Source organism: Enterococcus sp. AZ078, from assembly GCF_051714985.1.
Lineage (GTDB): Bacteria > Bacillota > Bacilli > Lactobacillales > Enterococcaceae > Enterococcus_B > Enterococcus_B hirae.
Window position 1 is genome coordinate 1 of the sequence record NZ_JBIOSW010000004.1, and the last position, 20,136, is coordinate 20,136.

The window sequence follows — 20,136 nt, forward strand, 5'->3', positions numbered from 1 at the left end:
TCATTAATGTCTTTAGTATCCATAGTTCTCTCCTTATTCTATTAATTAATAAAAATTATACTAAAGATATTATAAATGAAAAAAATTAAAAAATCTAATCTAAAATGGTTGTAATTATATTATATAAATATAATATAAAATGAAAGAAGGAACGAAACATGAAATTATTACGAGTACTTGCATTTGGAGCAACTATTGGTGGAGTTGCGTTAGCAACTGCTCACGAGAAAGTAAATGCAGAAGAATGGACACCACGTACTGTGGAACAAATCAAAGCAGATATGAAAGGTAACGAATATACAATCGTTTGGGGAGATACGCTAAGTGGAATCAGTCAAGCAACAAACATTTCTATACAAAAATTAGCAGATATGAACAAAATTGCGAATGTAGACTTAATCTACGCAGGCAATAAACTAGTTTTTGATGGCAATGTAGCAACTGTTCAGAATAACAAAGGAGAAACAGTTGCACAATCAGTAATCCAAAATGAAGATAAAGTAGTTGCAAACCAACCAGTTGGACAACCAGTACAAGGTACAACAAGCAATAATACAACAAATTCAGCAACTCAAAGCACAACAACACCTTCAACTAATAACACAGTAACAGGTAATACACAAACTGGCGGTCAAACAACTGGAAATACAGGAACAACAACGCCAAGCACGCCAGAAAATAACGGTGGCACAACTCAAACACCAACACAACCAAGTCAACCAAATAATAATGGTAATCAAAATGGTTCGATAGGTGGAAATACTGGTGGAGGACAAACACCCCCTTCAACTCCAGGAAATAGTGGAAGTACGACAACACCTTTACAACCTAGCAATAAACCAAGCGGAGGAAACACAGGTAGTTCAGGATCAACAGGCGGAAATACTGGAACAACTACTCCAAGTAAGCCACAAGCTCCAACGATTGTGAGTGGATACATTGGAAATAGTGGAAAAGTGTTTGACACTCCAGAAGAAGCAAATAAATTTGCTGATGAAAAAGCTGCGAATGATTTAAGTATTAAAGGATATAAATTGATTACTATTGATTATAGTGATGGTTCTGAAAAATTCTCGATTGATTTCTACTAAGATAATTTAAAATAGTAATTTTTTTGTTAGTAAAGAAGGAATGACGATAAGTTATTTCTTCTTTTTTTATGTTTATTTTAAGAGGTGATTTCAATGAATTACTAATTGTATTGTTAAATTGATAAAAAATTATAGGGAGGAAAGTATAGATGAAGTTTAATCAATTTAATAAGATACGGAAAAAAGTAACTGTTTTTATGCTCTTATTGAGCTTATCTGGTGTTATTAGTCAACCATTAAGTGCATTAGCTGAAACAGAAATATCTAATCAAGCGGAAAGTAGTCAAGTAGAAAAGAGCAATTCTCAAAAAGAAAACAAAGATATAACCAATTCTTCTGTTCAAGAAGATAAACAGAAGGAAGACAAAATTGCAAGCAAAGGTATAGAAGGAAAAACAGAACAATCCATTCCTATGGTAACTGAAAGTTCTATAACTGATGATACAGGTACAAGTAAAGAAGAAACAACTTCTGATTCTTTAACAGAACAATCAGATCAAGCGAATAGACAATCATTAACGCCTGTTCCTGCGAAGACTGAAGATCAATTAAATCAAGAAGTGAAAAAAATATTTGCAGATAATGGTTATGAATTATTAGAAGACGGTTCAATTCGTAGTACGACAGGGACTTCGTATCGTTCTAATTTGTTTGAGGTACTACAAAAAGTAGAATTAATTAAAGCACAAAACCAAGCACAAGCGAGAGCAGTATTGGGAAGTGCTTTTTTTGTTATGCCTAGAGGAACAGGAGTTGTTTATGTTGACTCTAATTATGGTGATTCTGCTTTTCATTGGTCACAATCGAATGGAAATGTAGAAACTGGCTATTATGCTAAAAAAGATGGTAATGGCAATATGCTTTGGTGTGTGGAACCAGGAGCGCCTTTAAACTGGGGAGCGAATGCTGGTTTTACTACTTCTGAGGTATCTGATGACAAATATGTAAAAGCTTCTTTAGTCGTTTATTGGGGGTGGGAAAAACAAAAATCAGTTGTGAATGCTTTTTATACAGAAAAATTAGTTCAAGAAGTGACAACTGGAGTAACAACCTCTGATATTAAAGATTTAAGTGGTCAAGGTCGAATAAGCCAAGCGGGTTATGAATCATTCAAAAAAGAGGTAATGAAAAAAGTCAATGCTTTTTATACAAAGCCTTCATTTGATGGAAAAACATATACTATTAAATTAGGAGAGACTTTGACACTAACGGATTCGAACAATTCCTTACCTTATTATAAAGTTCTAAATAATAATGCTAATGTTACTATTTCTCAATCTGGAAATACTTTAAAAGTTACTCCTACTTCAAGTAGTAATATTAATGGATTTGTTAGATTTAAGTATGAAATTGATCCTTCATTTAAAAGGGCTAAAATTTTATATCAAGCGTCTTGGCTTCAAGATGTAATTTTTGCTGGCATAGGAGATCCAGCATATTCAGATATAAATATAAAAGTACTAAAAAACGGAAACGTCAAAATTAAAAAAGTAGACGCAGATACAGGAAAATCTATTTCTGGTGCGAAATTCAAACTTTCTTATGGTGGAAAACAGGTAGAAGTTATTACAAATGCAAATGGGGAAGCTGATCTGAAAGACGTTCCTCATGGGACAAAAGTAACGATTCAGGAAATTCAAGCTGCTAACGGTTATGTGTTGAACAAAACACCACAAACAGTCACAATCGAAGCAAATCAAACAGTTACGGCAACTTTCAAAAATAAAAAACAAGTGGGTCGTTTAGATCTTATTAAAGAAGATAAAGAGACAGGAAATCAATCGCAAGGTTCAGCCCGATTAGAAGGCGCTGCGTATGGCTTGTTTGAGACGAATGGTCAAAAAGTAAAAGAAGTGACATTGAAAAAATCAGGAGATAAAGTCACTGGTTCTTTTGAAAATGTGCAAATTATGCACGATTATTACGTGCAGGAAATTAAAGCGCCAGAAGGCTATAACATTGATCCAACAAAATATCCAGTGAATATTGCTTATGCTGGTCAAGATAAAGAAGTTGCAGTTCAATCAATGACTGTAAAAGATCAAGTGATTAAAGGTGGCATAGAAATCGTTAAAATCGGTGATAAACCACTTGTAAAAAAAGTAATGGACAAAGTGACTGGTAAGTCTGATAATGTGAAACCTAAATTAGAAGGGGCAGAATTTACAATTACTTCTAAAACAACAGGGAAACCAGTCAAAGTAATTACGACCGATAAAGATGGTAAAGCAAGTACAGGTAAAACATTGCCTTATGATTCGTATGTAATGACTGAAACTAAAACACCTGAAGGGTATCTAACGATTGATCCAATCGAATTTACGATTTCGGAAGAAGATCAAAAATTATTCTGGGTATTGGAAGATAAAATCATTGAAGCTCGTTTACACCTAGTAAAAGTAGATGGTGAAACAGGAAAAACAATTCCATTGAAAGATACCACGTTCAAAATTTGGGATCGATGGGCAAATGATGGAAAAGGGGACTATGTTTCAATGCGTGTTCCTAATTCATTGGAAGTCAGTGACGAGTTTAAAACCAATGACAAAGGGGAATTGGTCACAAGTGATAGTTTACCATTTGGTAAAAATCGTTATCAAATCCGTGAATTACGTGCGCCAGAAGGTTACTTGATTGCGACTGAACCAGTTGTTTTTTCTGTAACTGAAGCTGATGCAGGTGGTGTGATTACGATTAAGTTCAAGAACATGCCACAAAAAGGGCAAGTGAAAATTCATAAAACTGGAGAAAAAGGGATCTCTACTGTCGAAAAAGAAGGCGAATATGGTAAATATGTCGATATTCAATACGATCAAGTGGATTTAGCAGGTGTCAAATTCAAAGTTCGTGCGGCAGAAGACATTACAACGCCAGACGGTACCGTTCGTTTAGCAAAAGGTGAGTATGTTCAAAAAGACGGAAAAGATCTTGAATTAGTGACAAATGATTTAGGAGATACTCTTTCTGATCCTAATTTGTATATTGGGAAATATGAAGCAATTGAAATTGAAGCACCAAGTGGTTTTGTGATGGCGGAAGAACCAATACCTTTTGAAATTAAATATGCAGGTCAATTGGTTGAATTATCTTCGACTGATGTAGAAATTGAAAACTCATTACAAAAAATCAATGTATACGGCTATAAGAAACAAGAAGTCATAACTGGTTGGGAAGATGGAAAACCAACCATTGAGCTTGAAAATGCGAAAAATGGTCAAGTGTTCGGTTTATATGTTGGCGAAGAAGGACTACAAATTGGTTATGATATCTTACCAGAAGGTAATGCTCTTGCTTATGCAAAAGTAGAAGACGGAAAACTTTCATTTGAAGGATTGACCTTACCTAATATTCCAAGTAATTACTACTTACAAGAAGTGAATGCTGGGAAAGATCATGTATTAGATGAAACAAAATATACGTTCCAATATGTTCCATCAAGCAATGAGAAAGAACATAATATTCATGTATTTGCGGACGGATACGCTGAAAATAAAGAAATCTTGACGAAAATGGCTCGAAAAGAGATTGAAAACAAATTAGCATATACAAACGTTGAGCTAATCAAAACGGATAACTTAGGTAACAAACCGCTTGAAGGGGTTGAGTTCCAATTAATTCGTGTAGATGGTAAAAAAGAAACAGTGATCGACACGTATAAGACAGATAAAGATGGAAAAATCGCTGTGAAGAAATTACCAACTGGAAAATACAAATTCAAAGAAACGAAACCATCAAACTGGTACTATCCAAATGCAGACGATTTGAGCTTTGAAGTAACGCCAGAAACCAATGGGCAAGAGATTTCACTTAAAGCGGTCAATAAACGTAAACCAATGAAAATCACCACACTTTTAGCAACCGTAGACGGCAAAAAAGAAGATGACCCTACTGTTGATAATACATTGCGTGATAAAGTAGAAATCAAAGGCGCAAAAGTTTGTCATACGTTCTATATCGTAACGCCATACGTTGATCCAGCAACGAAAAAGGTGATTACAACTGTTGAGTCTATGTATACCGCAAAAGCTGAGAATGAAACAATTTATGTGGATATTCCAATCGCAAAAAATACGATGAAAGACGGTCAAAAAGGGGTAGCTACTCACTATATTTATTACGACAAAGAGAAAACAAAAGAAGTTGGTAAAGAAGATGATTTGAAAAATAAAGATCAAACTGTCACATTCAAAACGCCTAAATTCTTACCAAAAACGAATGAATCAAGCAACGTACTAATAAGTATGATCGGCTTGGTTCTTTTTGTTTGTGCTAGTGTTGTAGTTTTTGTTCGTCGTAAATCACACAAATAATTAATGAAATAGAGATAGTTGAAATGACTATCTCTATTTTTATTCAAGGAGAGTGAGAAAAATGTTTTCTAAATTTCTGAACAATTATAAAATGCTACAAAAAAATATGCTGCCCCTATGTATTTTGAAGGAAAGCAAAAAAATGTATCTTTTTAGAAAAATATAAATGTTCAATATACGAAGTAAGACCAGTAATATGTAGAATGTATGGCATGTGTCTTCCTTGTGGGTTAATTAAGAATAAAGAAGTTGTTTTTCAAGAAGGAAGAGATTTAACTAATATTCAACTAATTATTGGAGACGAGATTATTAAGCAAAGAAACTATCCCTTATTTTATTTCTTTTCTTTCTTCTTAAGTGAAGAATATTATCATATTACTATGAAGAAGCTGTCAATGATACGTTCTCGGACAGAAAAAGGCTATGCAGATTTTACAAAAATGGTTAAAGTGTAATTTTATTTTTTCTATGCTAATATTGTATTATTTTGTTCGTTGTAAGTCGCACAAATAATTAATAAAAAATTGAATACCAAATAAGCGGTTAGAAAATTTCTAATCGCTTATTTGGTTTTATAAAGGAAGTAGCGAGTTTTATAAAAATTTTTTGAAAAAAATGTGAAGTCACTTTATTGTTGAGAGATTTTGGTTAGAATGAAGGAGGATAACGATAAGTGAATAACAATTGTGATAATCAGGTTTCTTCTGACTTAAAAGAAGGCGTTTGGCAAGTAGAAGATCATACGCTGTGTGAAGAATGTTCAGAAGAACTATTTTTCAAAATGAAGGATAACTATCATGAATTTTCTTTAAGTATATCCGTCGTTTTGAATTGTTTGTTCATTGCAGAAAAAGAAGGATATGTTCCTAGATTATCAGATTATTGGTGGGTTCAAATTCGACAAAAGATTCCTGCAGAAACTATATTGAATAAAGGAAAGGAAGAAAATTTGTAGATGAAGAGAACGAGTAAACTATTATCTGCTTTATTATTATTAGGTCAAGTTGTTGGCTATACTCCATCTGTTTTAGCAGACGAAGAACAATCAACTGTAGCGACAGAACAATCAACGACAGTGAATACAGATCGTTCTACAACTGATAGTACAGATACAACTAAGGAAGAAACCACAACAGATTCTTCCATTGAACAACCTGAACAAAAACCAAGTGAATCAAACGATCAGACGACTAACTCTACGGCAGATAGCTCACAAACAACAGAGTCAAAACCAGAAACAACTACTTCTGGTACGATTGACTCTAGTCAACCAGAAAATAATACGCAAGATACTACTGAGCCTTCAGAAACGATTCCTGTGGAACAGCCAACTACAAAACCGAGTGAATCGGGCAATCATGGAGCAACACAATCAACGAAGCCTGCGGAAATCACTCATTCACAATCGGTTGCGACACAGCCTTCAACAACTGGACAAAATGTGCAACCAAAAGCAGAAACAAAGGTACAAGCTCAAACTGTGCAAGAAGAGTCAAAAGCTTACCGTCAAGCACCAACTGCGCCCATTCAAGAATTAGTACCTTCTAGCAAACAGGATAATAAAGGAAACATTCATTTTGAAAAAGACGAGTCTGTCGAAAGTTTTATTCGTAAAATTGGCGAATCTGCTCGTAAAATTGGACAAGAAAATGATTTGTATGCTTCAGTCATGGTTGCTCAAGCGATTTTAGAATCGGCGAGTGGTCAAAGTCAATTAGCCCAAGCGCCGAATTACAATTTATTTGGTATCAAGGGTACACATAACGGAAAAGGTGTCTCTTTTGCGACACAAGAAGATTTAGGTAATGGGACACTTTATACTACTCAGGCAACTTTTAGACAGTATAAAAACTACGAGGATAGCTTAAATGACTATGCTCAACTATTGAAAGAGGGCTTAACAGGAAATAGATATTTTTACGATGGTGTTTGGAAAACGAATGCGAAAACTTATCAAGAAGCAACGAAATTTTTGACAGGACGTTATGCGACAGATACTAGCTACGATAAAAAATTGAATGGTTTAATCGAAACCTATGATTTAACTAAGTATGATAAAGAAGTAGCGGGTCCAAAATTAAATAAAAAAGGATATGCCGTTCCATTAAAGAATTACACGATTTCTAGTCCATTTGGTAATCGTGGAGGAGAATTTCATCGAGGAATTGATTTAGCCGCTGCACAAGGCGAACCAATCTATGCTAGCAAAGCAGGAACAGTCGTTAAAGCAGAGTTTCACCCTTCATGGGGGAATTATGTAGCTATTAAGCATGAAGACGGTACAACGGCTTTATATGCGCACCAGCAAGAATATCAAGTCAAAGTTGGTGACAAAGTAAAACAAGGACAAATTATTGGTTATGTTGGCTCGACAGGAAACAGTACAGGTAGTCACTTACATTTTGAATTATGCTTAGATCACAGTTTAAACCAATCACAATTGATTGATCCAGAAACAATCTTATTCTAATATTGATTTTCTGAATAAGTTGAGTACAAAAATTATAAAAAGTTATGTTGAACAATTAAAAATTAGCAAAAGAAGTATGACGTATAGTAGTTTAGTTTGGTCGATATGAGAGATTTACGTAAGTGAAAAATTAATTATATAAGTATTCTCTATTTTCCAAAAAACTCTTACTTCAAGTATTTATAACTGCTAGATTTAGTTAAGTAATTAGCAGTATTAGTAAGGAGGTAGAGAGAATGACTTTTTATCAATTACTACAATTAGATCCTTTAATACTTAAGCAAAAAATAAAAAGTACAAAATCCAAGTATGATCGTAGAAAATATCTTTTATCCCTAGTTTTACGTTCATTTTTAATTGTTGGTTTTGCTATCTGTGTGATTGTTTTATCTACGAAGTTTTTTGGTGAATCCAATAAGTCATATGCTATTGTCTTTTTCTGTATGATGCTTAGTCTAAGATTCGTTGACTTTGGGTATAAATACGCTCAATCAATTTTAGGCTTGAGTGTTGTCTTTGGTGCGTTTTTTGTTGCACCATTTGTCCATTTATTACCACATTTTACTTTGCAAGTATTGTTGCACTTCCTTTTACTAGGAGGAATACTAATTGCTACTCTAAGTGATCCCAAAATGGGAAATCCGTCATTATATGGATTTTCTTATATATTTGTTGTTTATTCGACAATAACAGAACAAATAACGAAAAAATTATTGAATGATCGTCTTCTTTTCTTTGGTCTCTTTTTCCTTATATTTTGGTGGATAATTTATCACAATCATCGCAATAAGCACAAAAAAAAGACAATGTTCAATGCTTTAAAAGAAAAGAGTGTTTCATTGAAAATTTGGTTATTTTCCTATGTATTTTTCATTAGCTTATTATTGTCTGTTAGTCAGTATATATCTTTTGAACGATTCATGTGGGTTGGGTTTGCCTTTTCCTCTTTATTTGCGAGCTATGGATTTTCAATAATTGATTTGAAAACACGTGCAACCGATCGTTTGTTAGGCACAATTATTGGTATATTTTCTTTTATTCTATTAAGTATGTATTTACCAATTGAGATACTAAGTTTATTGGGTGGTATTTGTTTAGGATTTTGTTCAAGTTACCGTTATAAAACGGTTTTTAATTGTATTGGTGCGTTGACGATAGCTAGTCAGATGTATGGAATTCCTCAAACATTAGCAATGCGGTTTATTTATAACTTGTTAGGTGTAAGCTTAGCTATTTTGGGAATTTGGTTTGTAAAAATGTTGTTAAATCAAAAAAAATTGTGAAAGAGGCTAATTGATAAAAGAGCTTGCTCATATCATATAGTAAGTATAATAATTATTCTAATAAAAATAAGTATAGAAAATAAATTTATATTATTATCTTTTTATATAATTTATTTTTCAATCGCGCTTGCTTGATCCAAAAACAGTCTTATTCTAGGAAATAAGGCTGTTTTTATTTTGCTATAAAGGAAAGAAGGAAGGAGTTCATATGATATTTTATGCAGGTCTGTTTGTGGGTACTATGTTTGGAATAGGAATCATGGCACTATTAGTTCCAGGAAAACAAGAAGATCAACAATTTAAAAGAGAATAAAAACAGATTTATCTAATTTTTAGGAGGAATTTTTATCTTGGAAAACCAAAAATCAAATTTATATCCTGTGAAGGATTTATTATTAGAAGAGAAAGATTACAATTTTTATGCCTATAGTAGAGACATTATCAAATCTCGTGTTTCAAGAAAATTGAGAAAGAAAAAGAATGGCATAATTGAAACTGAATATTGTTATTGCTTACCTGACAATGCTATTAAGAGTCAACCAACTTATCAAAAACAGTTACCAAATGCTCGATATATTAAGAATTTGTGTATTTTAGATGATCGAAGAAATGTCATTCAAGAAGTACCTATTTTGAGAGTGATCCAATCTCGAAGTGGGGCTTTAAATTTTGGAATTGATCGTCAGGCATTTACGGAAAATCTGATGAAACAAACTACAAAAGAATAAGTAGGTATTATTTAATTTAGGATTTTAGGAGGATGTTTGATTTGGAGAGACAAGAGGAAAATCTATCTTTTCCTGATTTATCAATCGAAAATACAGGAAATCATGTATCAGATGAATTAAAACCGTTAATAAAAGAATTGCGAGAAATAGTTAATGAAGTACAACAATTGCCAGATTTTATTAGGAATTTGGAAAATCAACGAATAATCGGCAACAAATATAATGATTTAATGGTAGATAAGGAAACAAATTATTTTGAGCTAATTGCGCATTTGTTGGCATTTTTTGTTCCAGAGTTAGATCCTTCAGGCGAATCTCAAAATCAGACAAAAGAAGAACGAATCAAAGAAATGGATATAATTTGTTCTAAATTGAATCAGTATTTCATACGAAATATCCTATTTCGCCTTCAGACGACATTGGATTCAAAGGAATTTTTACAATACATGACAGTGTGTGAGAATTTCTGTCTTCAAAGTGAAAAATTAATAGGTAAGAAGAGTTAAATGAAAAGAGGTGATCATGTTGTTATTAGAACATGTATTGAAACAAGTCATTCAAGAGACCTATCCAGATAAGAAAATCTATCAGGACTTTACAATTAGGATCGTTCCTAAAGAGCTAAAATCAAAACATGGACAATACATTCAAAATGATCGAAAAATCGAAATATATAATTTGAGTCGGGCACCTGGCGCAAACTTTTTAACTGCTTTGCATGAAGTGGCTCATCATATAGAAGCTATGGATCTCGGCGAAACAGCGCATAAAGAAACGTTCTATGCTCGTTTCTATCCTTTAGTCTGTACAGCGTTAAATAAAGGATATCTCAATCAAGAAGATCTTTTAATGGATAGTCAGGACTCTTCTGATTATAAGAAACTCTGTCAGTATTATGGCAATTCTTTTGCAAAGGAGTTTACAGAGTCAAAAGAAAAAGATACGGTGGTTGTTTTGGGTGCTTATCATGCACGTGCCTTATTAAAAAGACGTGATTTTTCTTACTTAGCTAGTCAACATATGTGGGTAAGAAAATTTGAGAACGAAGCACAAGCCATGAGAGAACGACAAATTTTGGAAAGTTTTCACCAAGATTTTGAGTTGAAAGTCGTTTCCTTCTTAGAGCCAATTTTCGTTCAAACGTATTATATTGCTGTTCCTGGTGCTTATCAATATCGTGAAATTTTACGAAAAGAAGGTTTTATCTGGAATGGGTATGGCTACAAAAATGCGTGGATAAAGAAAATTCCGAGTATAGAATACCATAAAGTACGTGATTTTCTAAAAGAACAACGATTGTCAGGAAAACGAGTACCCGAATTACAAAAATAATTGAATCAAGTGTTTTTCAGATAGAAGATTTTGTATCTTCTATTTTTTTTATAAAAAAATAAAGGAGAAATGAATATGGCATTATCTGTAGAACAACGAAAAACAAAAGAGGTCGCAATGGCAGTTTTAGAAGCCAACGGCCAAGACTATGATACGGCATTAGATCAGTTCCACCAGAAAATTATTTCCGAAAATCAAGAACTGATTTTAAAAAGCTTGAAAAAACAAGCAAATAACAATCAAATTCAGAAAGGACAATACAATGGAAAATAATCAAATGAATCTTTTAGGGCAAAGGAAAAAATATAGAATTTCTTCATGGGTAAAATTTAGTTTAAGTGTATTTGCGGTTATTTTTCTCTTTCAACTAGTACTTCCGATGGAAGCATTTGCTGATATACAAAGTTCAGTAAACCATGCTGGTGATTCAATCACAAAATTAGTACGAAATATCACTGCTGCAATTGGAACAGCAATTATTGCAGGTGGATTTTTAGCTAACATGATGCCAATTATGGAAGTTAGTCAAAAAGCAAAGATGATTATTATTCGTGCTGGAGTTTCTATTCTAGGTATTTCATTTGCGGCACAATTAGTGGATTGGATTATGTCCATTAAATAGTTTGAAAATGAAAGTTGGTGAGAATGTTGATTGAAGTTAAGATTGAAGAATCTAATGCCGTACGAATTAGAAAAGAACGCTATTCGTATGTGGAATTTGAACAACTTTCAGAAGAATTACGTCCAGAAAATTCGGTGACTTATCTCTTGGTACAAGATAAAAAAGTCTTGTATCAAGGAAAATATCAACTACAAGTAAAAGACGAGCAATTAAAACAAATGCAAAAATTACTCGACCAACAACAACAACTCACCCTGCAAGCTAACCAACAAATCGAGAAGTTACAGGAACAATTACAATTAACTTATACTGAAGAATCTCCAGAAAACGAATCAACTGTTTTTTCTGAAGACAAAGAACCTCTAAACGATACACCACCAACTAGCAAGAGAAAGTGGTGGCAAATTTGGAAAGCTTAACAAAACCAGTCTCTAAAAGTTCTTAGAGATTGGTTTATTTTTTAGTCAAACGTATTTCTTTGTCTTTTAATTAGAAGTTCTACTGACTTTCATTTAGAAATAAATGGCACATGAGCAAAGCGAATTTTTAACACGCTTGACGACACTGATAGAAACTATCAGTGTAGCACAAAAACCACCAAATGCTATTTGGTGGGGGTAAGTGCGCACTGGTGAAAAATGAGAGAGTTTTCGTGCTCCTGTTCAAACAACATACAACTCATTTTTTTGCATTTTTTATTTAGCTTTAAGTTTTATTTTGCAGAAAATAAGACAAAAGAAAAGACACATTCAGACAATATTTATCTAAATATCAGATTACAAGCAGGACTATCTAATGGTAAATCAAACAATTTTTTGCAAGAAAGAAAAAAATTTACAACTGTAAACAACTAATGATTACAGTTGTAAACCATCAAGCTATATGGTGACTTATTACTTAAAATAGGTTGAAATCTCACTCAATTTTTGGTGGAAAAACAAAATAAATTCTAATCGATTTTGTTGAAAAAATCATAAAAAAACAAATGTGATTTAAAAAAATTCAAAAAAATCGTTTGAAATTTCGTTTATTTTTTTTGGGAAATTTTACCCACGTACTACCCATGTACCTATCCACGTGTTACCCATGTCCCCCCCCCATGACAAATGGGCGGAGGGGCTTGGTATTAAAGGCATTCTCCGCCTCCCAGGTTTCTGACCATTTTCTCTCATAAGTGGGGGTTTTACCACGTTGAGAGAAAATGGTCAGAAACCTAAACGGTCGGCGAAGAAAACATACCAAGCACCGCAAGAAAAAAGTTATAGTAACTTCCAAAAAAAAAGAAAAACACCAAGAATAAGCACGACCATTTGTTGGTATTTTTTTCGTTCATTTTTTCTCAATGAAAATTTATTAGCCACTTATTCCACCTCCACATACATCACGTGGTGAGATAATAACCGACGAATGTATTCTTCTCTTGATTGATTATTTTGTGCTGCTAATTCGTCAAGTTCTGCAATTGTTTTTTTAGGTATTTTTCTAACAATTATATCCATCAAAATATCAAATCCTTTATCAAAGTTTTCAAAATAAAGTGTTCCGAACTTGTTCGGAGTAGTTTAAAATCCCCGACTTTGTGAAACAAAGTCAAGGGGATTTTAAAGAGCATAAGGGAAACCTGCTATCATAAATGATAGAAAACGCAGTGCGGTTTGGTTTCAGAGTGATATCACAAAACATTGTGAACCCGTCTATAAACCTGTTTGATTTTAGCACCCAGTCGGGTAATACACAGGTCATTTTCAACCAAAAACCATCATAACCGGCTTTAAACAGGGCGCATTTTCCTCCGTTTTTCTTCTAAAAAGACCAATTTTTTTCAAAATATGACATATAACCGGTTACTTAGAGGGTCTGTTTTTCATTCAAGAAAACTAATTTTGTAGCTCTTGTTTTCGCTCATTCAGTTTTTCCAGTTTAGAATGCAGTTCTGTATCATTCTCTTTTAGAGTAGATATTTCTTCTCCAATCTTTGTTGATTTTGTCTCCGTTTGGGGTTGTATTATCAAACTACTTCCAAAAAAGAAAATTTTTTTAGAACAACTTTTGAAAATTTAATTTTGATTTATTCCGTTCAATTTAAACATTTGACAAACTGAAAAATAGTATTTAAAATGTGTATACAAGTGGTAGCGTTTAAAAAAGGGAGGTATAGCCTATGTTAAAAAAAACTATGTTGGTGTTGGGGTCCATTTCTCTAGGAATATTAGGTTTTAGCCCTATGCTATTATCCGTAATTGGAAAAAACAATTCCAAAGGAGAAATTGAATTAAATCCTAATTACTACAATAGTCCTAATGAACCTATGTTTATTTCAGAAAAACAAAACGACGGTCAGGACAAATAATCCTACCGTCGTTTTGCTCTATCTTCTACCAGTACAATTCATATTGATTACTCTACCAGTCCATTGGAAACTTACTCCACCTTTTTTTCCACTATAAGGAGTTACTATATTTTTATAAGAAAAATAATATCGTCTATTATTTTGAATTGAACCATATCTTTTAATCGCTGCATTCCTCATTTTATTGGTTACAGAGCCTGGAGTTTTCCCACCAAAAGAATTTAAGTTTTTTCCGGTTTCAGAATTTGTAACATTAATAACATAATTTCCACTGGACTTATCATAATAATAAGAGCCTGCATCTACTGTTTTAGAATAAATAGAACCTATACCAATTAGTAAAAATAATCCTACAAAAGCTTTTAAAACGATGTTTCTCATAAAAAATCACTCCTTTACTTTTTGTTAAATATAATTATAGAGAAAGCGCTGTATTTTTGCAATAAAAAAATTTAAACAACAGAAAGAAGATATTTTATGAATGAAAATAAATACTATGCTGTTTATGAAGATTTAAAATTTAAAATAAAAAAAAGAGAATATAAAGAATATTCTAAAATACCTAGCGAAAACCAGTTATGTAATTTGTATAGCTGTAGTAGAGCAACAATAAGAAAAGCTCTAGAATTACTATCAATTTTTGGCTTTATAGAACGTTCACAAGGGAGACAAACAATTGTTTCAGATAGTAAAAATTGGGATAAAAGACTTTTAACTGAAGAAGAATATAAACAACTTGTATTATTTAGCATGACTAAAGAAGAAATAAATGAAATTATAAAACTATCAAAAAAATACTCAGGATTAAGAAAAATAATTGATTTTTGGAACAGTGAAAATTTAATCTAACTAGAATGACTAATCGACATAGCTTTTGCCACTTCACGTTGACTCAATCCTGTTTTCAAGCGCATTGCTTTTAATTCTTGATTAGTTATTTCAACCACCCCAAAAACTTGTGAGCAAACTTCATTTTTTTCATTTTTTTGCTCACACCCAAAAACATTGATTTATCAATATCTGACCCTCCATCACTTTTAGATTATAAACAATTCTAACCCGCTATTAGATTATCGGGTTTTTGGAGTGGCGGGCGACTGCCCACCACTCCTTTTCTGTTATTTTATTATTGTCATTCGCACAAAACCGGTGCGTTTCACGAATTTCTAACTCAGAATGCGTCACCGGCGAGCGCTTGAGGCGCTCGTCTCTCACAAGGAGACCTTGTTCGTGCCTCATTCATCGAAGAACTTCGGAAATCATGACAACCCATAATAAAATCATAGCTTTAGTTGAGAAAGGTCAAAAAATCAAAACTTTACAAAAAAAGCATATCAAATTTTTCAATCAACGTAAACCCGTTGTAAAATTCGATTTAAGGCGTTTTATTTTTGTTTAATTAAATATACCTAAAATCATTTAGAACGCCTCAGAAGAGAAATTAAAAGGGTTTTAAATCATGTTTAGAGGTTTGTCAAAAGTCTGCTCGTTGATTTTCTAAAAAAAAGCTGTTACACTTAAGGTGCGAAACGTGAGAATTTCGAGCATGTGTAACACAAAAGCCACTCCTACTGCAATAGGAGTGGCTTTTTTTGCGCTTGTTGCGACTCCAAGCGTGTGGACTAGTGACAACTCGCCTAGTTGTCGTCTCGCTTATCTAGCCAATAAGCAAATAGTTCAATGACTATCCCAACTAAAATAGGGGCGACAACCAACGTGAGAATTTGTCGAAACATGTGAACACCCCCAATCGGGGCAAGTTGCCGTTAATGAGTATAGCATAAGTGCTTTTGGGTTGTTAGGGCTTGCCCTGACCGCCTGTAAGGCGCTTTTAAAACAAGATAAGGGAATTATCCAGATTGTCTTAGAACGGCTTAGATGAGCTCCTAGAGCTTCACATAGCCTTCTTTGAATAACGGTTTTAGCAAAGGAGCGAAGGCGACTACGCAGTTACAATGTGGGAGCGTAGCGAGCACACCTTTAAGCGACCGTAGGGAGCAGGTTTCCAGTTTAAGAAAATTCGCGAACCTGTTGGGTGAAAAAAGAAGAGAGTTTTAGGCGGGAAAATTTGCCCCCCTCTTTTATCTCTCTTTTTTAAACCTCTTTTTAAACCTCTTTACCGTCGGCTGTGTCCTTACTCTCCCAATGGATACATAGTTTTATGGGCATGAAATTATTTGTTTTAAGACATAATATGTCTTAAAATTATGTCAATAAAATTAGTTAGACTGGAGTAACAAATAAATGGCAAATGAAATCGTAAAGTATGAACCAGAATTAAATACCATTCCTTTAAGAAAATTTACTCCAATAGAAATGAACTTGTTTTTTTCTATTGTCTCTAGAATGCGCGATAAAGGTAATCAAAAAATACGCTTTTATTTCAGCCAACTTAAAGATTTAAGTGCGTATAAGCAAACTGCTGGAGAAGTCTTTATAAAAGATTTAACAAGAACATACGATCATTTGATGGATTTACGTTTTGGAAAAAAAGCAATGGTGGATTAACCATAGAACGGTTTACAATGTTTACTGATTTTGAAATTCATGGAGAAGTCGATGACCCTTATGTAGATATAAAAGTTCACGAAAAAGCTTTGCCTTTACTTAACAATTTAGAAAGCTGGGTACGTTTCTCTTTAACAGAATTTCGAGATTTAAATAGCAGCTATGCTAAAACAATGTTTAGATTACTAAAACAATATCGAACTCAAGGATGGGCTGAATTTTCCAAGGAAGATTTTTTAGAGCTATTAGATATTCCTAAAAGCTATAGACAAACAAATATAAATCAGTTTGTACTCAAACCAATAAAAGAAGAACTAACTCCACTGTTTAAAGGATTAACAATTCGTAAAAAATATGGAAAAGGTCGAGGTAAACCGGTTATCGGTTATTACTGAAGCAAAATCTAACAATGAGGAATTGCAGGAGAAGATCCAAAAGCTTCATGAACAGATTCAAGATTATCACAAAAAAGAGAAGTGATTTTTTCCAATTTATTTCAAAGTACCCCTCACAAAAATTGTTTTTTGGTTAACAGAATTTGTGTACCCCTCACAAAAATTGTGAAAACGGCTATTTTAGGGGGTACCTCAAAAAGCCCGACACTGTCGGGTTGGGGGACGTTTAGGCCCCCCTTTTTGTCTTATGCTCTTGCATTAGTAATGGCAAATTACATTTTAGAACGAAAGAGAGGGAGATCATTGATTCGATTCGTATTGTGTTTATTGATCTTTTTTATTTTTATGGGTTGTATTTTTTATGGAATCTATTATTTTTTATCGAACAAAGGAGAAAAATTTCGTCAATTTTTGTCGACTATGAGGTTTAAAAGGAGAAGATGATTAATGGATATAAAAATTAAAAATGTGAATAAAGAAGAGTGGGATCGTTTTGAAGCATTTTGTAAAAAATCAAATCGTAGTCGCTCAGAAATGTTAAAGGGATTTATTCGTGATGCAGGAAAATTTGAAGCAGTACTCGAAACAGAATTACGAATGAAGGCGATAATGGATGATGTAATCGCCCACTTAGATTTAAACACACAAGCGTATTTATTAAATGTTCAACAAGGACTAATCCCTTTAGTCCAAGAACCAATAAGGGAGGAAAACATCAATGACATTTTCAATTAATCCTAACCATCGTACAGAAGATTTATTAAATGAGCTGTTAGGGAAATTTGGTGGAACGAAAACTGGTGTGGTAAATATTTTAGCGGATCGTTACTTAGCACAAGAAAAAATGATCGAACAACTACAAGAAGAATTAGATGAAGAACGTCGCTTGCGAAAAAGTTTGTTGCGAAATTTAGAAAACAAAATGAATGTGGTTTACGAAATTGAAAACACACGACTTCATTACGAAGATTTTCCCAAAATGAAATCGTCTGATCAAGAGCCCAATCATATTTTAAGAGAAGCAGAAAATCATTTAGAGATGAAACGGAATCAAGAGATTTTTCATCACTTTGAACAGCGAGTGAATGACTGATGGGGTCGTCTCCTGGGATTATTATGACTGGAAAATTTGCTCGACCAGGTTCGTCTGCATTTCAGTCTTACATCGATTATATGGATCGAGAAGAAGCTGTTCGTAATGAAGCTTATGAGGCCTACTCTGCTTTTACGAATAGAGAAGGGACGAGTGCGGCGTATGAAGGAGACGAAGACGAAACATTAGAAGGGTACATTCATTATATGGCGAATCCTGTCAAAACGTCTCGCTTATTTTCCACAGATAAACACCAATTAAATGAAGAAGATTTAAAAAGAATGAAAGAACAATTTACCGCCGCCGCTAAAAATGGAAGTGTCATGTGGCAAGATGTTTTTTCATTTGATAATCAATGGCTGGTTCAACATGGCTACTTAGATGAACGAACGAATCAATTAAAAGAAGAAAAAATTCATGAAGCCATTCGATTAGCGATGGCTACGATGTTATCAGAAGAAGGAATGACAGATTCCGCTGTGTGGACAGCTTCTATCCATTACAATACAGATAATATTCATGTCCATGTAGCGACTGTCGAACCTTATCCGACTCGAGAGAAGAAAAGGTTTGTCGATCCAGAAACAGGTGAGTTGGTTACTGAGGTCAAAGGATATCGTTCGCGTAAGATCATGCGTAAAATGAAATCAGTTTTTGCCAATCAATTGTTAGGTTTACAAAAAGAACGTGCGAAAATTGATGTGTTGCGTAAAGTAATGATTGAGGGAATACGTTCCGAACAAGGACAAGAACAATTGAACCATATGGTTATGGATTTACAACGTGTGGCTGAAAAATTGCCCGAACAAAAAGGTTACCAGAAATATGGTTACGCAGAAAAATATGGATTTAAAAAAGAATTAGACAAAGTGATCCAGTCTTTTATCGACCAAAATTTTCCTGAGTTGTATCAAGAAATGATGGATCGACAAGCATATATTCAGTCAGAAGAAGAGTCTGCATTTGGAGAAGGTCGGAATAGTTCTGAAAATAAATTGCATACCTTATACACACGTCTAGGAAACCATATTTTAAAAGAAATCCAAGCGATGGATCTCGTTCCTAAAAAAAGACAAGTCAGCGGTTCATTAGGAGAGATGATGATGGAAGATCAGTCAATTGATCGTGACAAAATCACAGAAGAGAATCAGACAAAAACGACTGAAGCTTTTCAACTTGCACTTGAACGAATTGTAAATAATCCTGCACGACACCGAGCCAACGAGCCTCCAGTTTTGGAAAGTTTGTTGGCTTATATTCGTACGGAAGAAGAAAAAATGAATGTAATCGAGGAAGAACCTGATGAACGTGAACAATACAAACGAGAATTAAAAAAGGAATGGAAACTTCGCACAAGTAATACCCAAAGAATGACCATTCAGGAAGTAGAAGAAAGCAATTTTCCTCCGATGTTGAAAAAAATGATTCTAATAAGTTCGAGACAAGAAACGATCACAGAACAAGTATTTGATGAACAAACCGAATACTTTATCGATCAGTGTTTACCAAAAAGTTCTAAAGTATCAGAATACCAAAAGGAATTTGTAAAAAGTTTGAAAGAATCAGTGGAGAAAATTGAAAACAATCCTTTCCAACATAAAGAAAATGAACCACCAACAGCGGAAGAATGGCACCGTTATTTTCAATCATTGGAACAATCCATACCAACAGAAGATTCTTATGACCATTTATTCCAAGGTCAGGCTGAAGAGGTGCGTTCCATGTATCAACGAACAAAAGAATCATCTGAAAAACAAGAGAAATGGACGAAGAAACGGCGTTTTCCATTATCCAAAAAAGAACGTGCCATGTTACAAAAGCAATGGCAGAAAGAAGTAGCCAAACGAAAACAAGTGTATCAACTTCAACGTGTATTGCGAGAGAATACAGAACAATGGCGAAATGAACGCTTTTATGAACGAAACATTTTAGATCTATCCGTTTGACGAGTGAA

The 20,136-nt window shown here is 33.7% G+C and carries 19 protein-coding genes and 2 pseudogenes; 18 read left to right on the forward strand and 3 right to left on the reverse strand.

Annotation, left to right across the window (positions count from 1 at the left end; translation table 11 throughout):
* Positions 1–158: 158 nt before the first annotated feature.
* The 12 genes and pseudogenes from IGJ18_RS14715 to IGJ18_RS14770 form a co-directional block, all read left to right on the forward strand.
* On the forward strand, positions 159–1,091 hold the full coding sequence (locus IGJ18_RS14715) for a LysM peptidoglycan-binding domain-containing protein (protein WP_438843535.1): 933 nt from the start codon (positions 159–161) through the stop codon (positions 1,089–1,091).
* Positions 1,092–1,240: 149 nt separating this feature from the next.
* Complete coding sequence (locus IGJ18_RS14720) at positions 1,241–5,401, forward strand: SpaA isopeptide-forming pilin-related protein (RefSeq protein WP_438843536.1); 4,161 nt, start codon at positions 1,241–1,243, stop codon at positions 5,399–5,401.
* A gap of 673 nt (positions 5,402–6,074) precedes the next feature.
* The gene (locus tag IGJ18_RS14725; RefSeq protein ID WP_438843537.1) at positions 6,075–6,356 is read left to right on the forward strand and encodes a hypothetical protein; all 282 of its coding nucleotides are present in this window, start codon (positions 6,075–6,077) and stop codon (positions 6,354–6,356) included.
* Positions 6,357–7,871, forward strand: a complete 1,515-nt coding sequence (locus IGJ18_RS14730; RefSeq protein WP_438843538.1) for a peptidoglycan DD-metalloendopeptidase family protein — start codon at positions 6,357–6,359, stop codon at positions 7,869–7,871.
* Positions 7,872–8,107: 236 nt separating this feature from the next.
* Positions 8,108–9,154 (forward strand): FUSC family protein, encoded by a 1,047-nt coding sequence (locus IGJ18_RS14735; protein ID WP_438843539.1) that lies wholly within the window; start codon positions 8,108–8,110, stop codon positions 9,152–9,154.
* A 208-nt stretch (positions 9,155–9,362) separates the two neighbouring features.
* Positions 9,363–9,467, forward strand: coding sequence for a DUF3789 domain-containing protein (locus IGJ18_RS14740; protein WP_128436221.1), 105 nt, complete (start codon positions 9,363–9,365; stop codon positions 9,465–9,467).
* A gap of 37 nt (positions 9,468–9,504) precedes the next feature.
* On the forward strand, positions 9,505–9,882 hold the full coding sequence (locus tag IGJ18_RS14745) for a hypothetical protein (protein WP_161440456.1): 378 nt from the start codon (positions 9,505–9,507) through the stop codon (positions 9,880–9,882).
* A gap of 41 nt (positions 9,883–9,923) precedes the next feature.
* Positions 9,924–10,388 carry a hypothetical protein gene (locus IGJ18_RS14750; protein WP_161652480.1) on the forward strand — a complete coding sequence of 155 codons (465 nt, stop codon included), beginning with the start codon at positions 9,924–9,926 and terminating at the stop codon, positions 10,386–10,388.
* A gap of 16 nt (positions 10,389–10,404) precedes the next feature.
* Entirely contained in the window at positions 10,405–11,214 is an 810-nt protein-coding gene (locus tag IGJ18_RS14755) for a hypothetical protein (protein ID WP_081115505.1), read from the forward strand.
* Positions 11,215–11,289: 75 nt separating this feature from the next.
* Entirely contained in the window at positions 11,290–11,487 is a 198-nt protein-coding gene (locus IGJ18_RS14760; RefSeq protein WP_081115504.1) for a hypothetical protein, read from the forward strand.
* Complete coding sequence (locus tag IGJ18_RS14765; protein ID WP_081115503.1) at positions 11,477–11,836, forward strand: hypothetical protein; 360 nt, start codon at positions 11,477–11,479, stop codon at positions 11,834–11,836. Before IGJ18_RS14760 ends, IGJ18_RS14765 begins: the two co-directional genes overlap by 11 nt.
* 185 nt (positions 11,837–12,021) lie before the next feature.
* A pseudogene (locus IGJ18_RS14770) lies at positions 12,022–12,255 on the forward strand (DUF536 domain-containing protein); the annotation flags it as partial.
* Positions 12,256–13,197: 942 nt separating this feature from the next.
* Here the strand turns inward: IGJ18_RS14770 and IGJ18_RS14775 are convergent.
* On the reverse strand, positions 13,198–13,335 hold the full coding sequence (locus IGJ18_RS14775) for a FitA-like ribbon-helix-helix domain-containing protein (RefSeq protein ID WP_081202230.1): 138 nt from the start codon (positions 13,333–13,335) through the stop codon (positions 13,198–13,200).
* A gap of 662 nt (positions 13,336–13,997) precedes the next feature.
* On the opposite strand from IGJ18_RS14775, the gene IGJ18_RS14780 reads away from it, so the two are divergent.
* Positions 13,998–14,186 carry a hypothetical protein gene (locus IGJ18_RS14780; protein WP_081202228.1) on the forward strand — a complete coding sequence of 63 codons (189 nt, stop codon included), beginning with the start codon at positions 13,998–14,000 and terminating at the stop codon, positions 14,184–14,186.
* A gap of 18 nt (positions 14,187–14,204) precedes the next feature.
* On the opposite strand, the gene IGJ18_RS14785 is transcribed toward IGJ18_RS14780, so the two are convergent.
* On the reverse strand, positions 14,205–14,567 hold the full coding sequence (locus IGJ18_RS14785) for a hypothetical protein (protein WP_438843540.1): 363 nt from the start codon (positions 14,565–14,567) through the stop codon (positions 14,205–14,207).
* A gap of 96 nt (positions 14,568–14,663) precedes the next feature.
* On the opposite strand from IGJ18_RS14785, the gene IGJ18_RS14790 reads away from it, so the two are divergent.
* Positions 14,664–15,035 carry a GntR family transcriptional regulator gene (locus tag IGJ18_RS14790; protein ID WP_438843541.1) on the forward strand — a complete coding sequence of 124 codons (372 nt, stop codon included), beginning with the start codon at positions 14,664–14,666 and terminating at the stop codon, positions 15,033–15,035.
* 788 nt (positions 15,036–15,823) lie between these two features.
* Here IGJ18_RS14790 and IGJ18_RS14795 read toward each other — a convergent pair.
* Positions 15,824–15,922, reverse strand: a complete 99-nt coding sequence (locus IGJ18_RS14795) for a type I toxin-antitoxin system Fst family toxin (protein WP_438843542.1) — start codon at positions 15,920–15,922, stop codon at positions 15,824–15,826.
* 508 nt (positions 15,923–16,430) lie between these two features.
* Here IGJ18_RS14795 and IGJ18_RS14800 point away from each other — a divergent pair.
* The 4 genes and pseudogenes from IGJ18_RS14800 to mobP2 form a co-directional block, all read left to right on the forward strand.
* Positions 16,431–17,083 (forward strand): annotated as a pseudogene (locus IGJ18_RS14800) (replication initiation protein); the annotation flags it as partial.
* Positions 17,084–17,536: 453 nt separating this feature from the next.
* A complete protein-coding gene (locus IGJ18_RS14805; RefSeq protein ID WP_438843543.1) occupies positions 17,537–17,824 on the forward strand; it encodes a hypothetical protein in 288 nt (95 codons plus the stop codon).
* Entirely contained in the window at positions 17,808–18,182 is a 375-nt protein-coding gene (locus IGJ18_RS14810) for a hypothetical protein (RefSeq protein ID WP_002334431.1), read from the forward strand. The genes IGJ18_RS14805 and IGJ18_RS14810 overlap by 17 nt, the downstream gene beginning before the upstream one ends.
* Positions 18,182–20,128: a MobP2 family relaxase gene (gene mobP2, locus IGJ18_RS14815; protein WP_438843544.1), complete on the forward strand. Its 1,947-nt coding sequence runs from the start codon at positions 18,182–18,184 to the stop codon at positions 20,126–20,128. The genes IGJ18_RS14810 and mobP2 overlap by 1 nt, the downstream gene beginning before the upstream one ends.
* The last annotated feature ends 8 nt before the right edge of the window (positions 20,129–20,136 follow it).